Here is a 3,926-nt window from a genome sequence, read left to right on the forward strand (position 1 = left end):
GTAGGTGCCGGTTTCGAGGTCGCGATAGCGGAATCCGTCATTGAGTAGGCCGGTTGGGTCTTGGTCTTTGGTGTTGGCGGCCTGGCGCTCAAGGGTGGTGCCATTTGTGGCGATGCGCTTGCCGAATGCGTCATACATCGCCACGAAATCCACCGTGGGAGTCCAAGGCTGGGTTCCGGAAGATGTGCTGGATGAGGAAGAACCTGCTAGCACCTCTCCGGTGCGGGCCATGACGTCACCCCGATGGTTGTAGTGAACACAGGAGAACGCTCCCGATCTGAACGAGTAAAGGAGGCCGCCAACCCCGCCACCGATACCACCGGCTCGGATGTGTTCGGTCTTAAGATTACCCGACAAAATCGAACTCAAGTATTCCTGAGCGCTCACTCCATCACTGAACGACAGCAGCTGCGTTATAGAAGGTTCGCCACGCTTGAGACGGCGAGTGCGGTGATCGTACGCGTAGGCGTAAGAACCGTTGCTTGGGCTAGTGGCGGAGGGATAGGCTCCGGAAAGATACGTGAGCGAGGTGAGGCGGTTTTCGCGATCGTAGACGTAAAGGTCAGACACGGGCGTGCCTCCAGCGCCGGAATATGCGGCGCTGGTGCGATTCCCGTGGGCATCGTAAGAGTACGTAATAGTAACGCCGTCGGGACGAAAGCAGGTCCGCACTTGGTTGGCTCCAGCACCGCTGGAGCCGTCGCCAACGACGTAGTTGGTGGTTTGGTCCACACCGCCCACCGTAACTTTTCTCTGTACGCGGTTGTTGCCCTTGTCGTAAGTAAAGGAAGTGACCTCGACCGCCACACCCCCACTCATCTTAGACTCGGTGGTCAGGCGGTAGGTGTGGTCGTAGGAGGTGATGATCTCTCGGTTAGCCAGAGTGCTCGCTGGATAGGTTTCCTTGACCCAGCGCACATTGCCAGCCTTGTCATATTGAGTTTCGCTGACGAGGGTTTTGGCCCCAAGCAGGTTTTCGATCTTGGTGACCCGATTGTGGGAATCCCACGTCTGCTGTTCTATGCTGCCGTTGGGCAGCCATTTCTTGGTGACCCTGCCGGTGAACGAGTAGCGATAGCTTGTGATGCGATTAATACTGGAGCCGGAAGCGTTTTCCATCGCTGTGGAGAGCCGTCCCAGCCGGTCGTAACCGTAATTGACCACCCTCCCTGTCAGGCCGTAGGTGGTCCGGGTGCGGTTGCCGACCCAGTCGTAGAGGTAGGTGTGGGTCACACTGTTGGAAAGTTCCGTGAGGAGGCGCGACGCCAAATCCCAAGTGTTGACCACACGCCGTGGATCGGTGCCGGGGATGGGGGCGTTGGGGTAGGAGACGGTGAGTAGGTTTCCGAAAATGTCGTAGGTGCGCGATTGGTTGTCCGGATGCGCCGGGGAACCCGACGCTACTAGGTAGGTGATGGAGGCGAGGCGAAGCTGAAAGTCGTAACCGTAGGAGGTACCACGGTTTTCGCTGTCTTCCCGCTTGAATTTGACAAGGGTTCCGTAATAATCACTGATCTCGGACTCCTCAGCCTTGCCCAGATTGTAAGTTGTGCGCGTCAAACGCGCGAGGCCATCGTAGTCAAACTTCGTCTTCAAACCACGTCCATCAGTGACCTGTGTGCGATTGTTCGCGGCGTCGTAGGCAAATTCGGTCTTGATGTCCTCCGGTAGATTGACGTTGTTAGCGTCAACGGTGGGGTTAACGGTGGTGGTCAGCAGCCGGCCCAGCAGGTCATAGGAATTGCGGGTTGCGTTGTTCTCCTGATCGATGATCCTAGTGATGCGGCCATTGCGGTCAAACTCACGCTTGATCTTAGGAACGATGGTTGTGGCGGGATACACGGCCACCTGGGGAAGCCAAGTTTCATGTTCGCGACCCACGGCATCGTAGAAGTGCTTCGTCACGGCACTTCTGGGGTCAGTCTCAATGGTCACCCTTCCCACCGCGTCGTACGTCCAAAATGATTGGGGAGTGAACAACTGGTCAGGCTGTAGAAGGTTCTCACCGTTCAACACCTGAGGCTGCAACTCAACGGCTTTCCTTGAGCGTCCGTCGTAGGTGTAGGTATAAGTGTATTGCGAGCGGGGGTCGCCCGAGAACCTCGATGGCTGCACCACGGTAACGACGTTGCTTGATGAATCGTATAGGGTTTCCGTGTATATCGCGTTCGAATTCAGATTGCCCGTGGCGGGGTCAGCCCCGGCCGCGCCGGTGGCAGGATTGGGACGAACGGCCAGCCAAATCCGGCCTGCCGCGTCGTATACATTCACCGAAGTGCGCCCGCCGACCTCCGTAGCAGGTCCATCCCATTTGGTCAGGACCAGTCCTGCTGTGGAGTAGGTGGTCTTCGTCCTGAAAGACACGGCGGTCAGGGCGGCAGTATAACCTGTAGAGGTAAAGGCGCTGACCACCAATCCCGAGGTGACCTCGACCACCCGGTTCAACGCGTCAAATTTTGATTCCATGCCGAGCCACTGCGAGGTCCGGTCGTCGTATTTCGCAATGAGCAATGTGTTGCCTACGTCATCATAGCGGTAACGCGCCTCGGCATAGCTCGACAAGCCGTCGATCCTGGAACGCTCCGAGATTTTGCGGTAAAGGCTGTCATATTCAACGAGGGTCTGGCTACGGGGAGTCACATTGGGCTGCGTGGAATATGTTGACCCCCAAATGGTGGGAAGACAATTGCAGACACTCACTTTTTTGTCTGAATGACCGAAATTCGCGCGCTTGGCCCCGAACGGGGCGATCATGAGCGTTAGCACTAGGCCCAGTGAGGGGCAGCGGCCAGTCGTAGACCCGGCGCCAAGATGGGCGCAGCAGAGTAGGTGCGGGGGGCAAGTATGAGGCCTATAGCGTGGCCTGTGTGGCGACAATTAAACTTGGACGCTGACGACCACTCCATGGGACACGATTCCCTAGGCTTTCCCTGGCGCCCTGTTGAGGCCGGGGTTCTGATCAGGTGTCTGCGACGGGTACTCAATTTCCTTTTTAAGTTAATCCAGCGCGTTTATTCAGCGTTCAGCCCTCTCGCCGATCCGGTGACTGGCAAATTGACCAACAATGGAGCGATTGCCGTCGGTCAAAGAGGGGTGGCGGCTGTTTTCGACGAGCCACGGAGAGTGAAGCCTTGCCATTCTCCAACTTTTCAGCCTGGGCCGATTTTTTAATCGGCTTATTTTTAACGCTTTATAAAACTGGCGGACAGAGAGGGATTCGAACCCTCGGTACTATTTCTAGCACACACGCTTTCCAGGCGTGCGCAATCGACCACTCTGCCATCTGTCCATCGCATGATAACGAGCGGTCGAATGATATCGGTGATTTGGTATCACGCAAGGCAGAAAGGCGATGGAGTTTGGTCCTCGGGGGGCCGGGCCTGCCTTTTTGCCTGGAGCGATCGGAATGCAGGCGAGGGGCGCCATCCGAAAGTCTCGCGCGGAGCCGTCTATTCACCGCGGGTTGTGGCACAGCGCGGGGCTGCTCGGAGGACTGTCTCTGCGGCTAGGTGGATTTTCCGGGAGGATTTCTGAGGCCCGGTGGCCACACGAAGGATTCTTGAGATCGCAGGCGATCTCGGGTTTAACGGCGAAGGGTGGACTCCCTGCGGTGGCAGGGAGTCTGGCTGGAACGCGGTTTTTGCGCGTCTAACGTGGCCTGCGGTCGCCTCCTTTAGGTTGCTGTTGCCGCGTTTAGCCCGCGGTTGCCGCGATTAGCTCTTGGTGGTGGCGGTTTTTTTGCTGTCGCAGGAGCTGCAGGCTTCGGTCTTTTGAGCGCAGCAGGGTTTGGTGCAGGTACCTTTTTTGCAGGCGTCTCCTTCGGTGGCGCAGCATTCTTTTTTGGCGGCGGCACCGCTGGTGCAGCAAGAAGAGGAAGAGGCGCAGGAGGTGAGTCCGGTGAAGGCGACAGCGGCCGCGAGGGCGAG

1 protein-coding gene, 1 tRNA gene and 1 pseudogene are annotated in these 3,926 nt (G+C 57.5%); all 3 read right to left on the bottom strand.

The features are described from left to right. Positions 1-2,754, bottom strand: a pseudogene (locus AC4DF4_RS18795) (hypothetical protein); the annotation flags it as partial. A 445-nt stretch (positions 2,755-3,199) separates the two neighbouring features. Next, a tRNA-Ser gene (locus AC4DF4_RS18800) sits at positions 3,200-3,289 on the bottom strand. Between the two features lie 424 nt (positions 3,290-3,713). Next, on the bottom strand, positions 3,714-3,926 hold a 213-nt coding region (locus tag AC4DF4_RS18805), incomplete at its 5' end, for a hypothetical protein (RefSeq protein ID WP_490049630.1).

It is taken from the genome of Luteolibacter sp. (assembly GCF_058122085.1).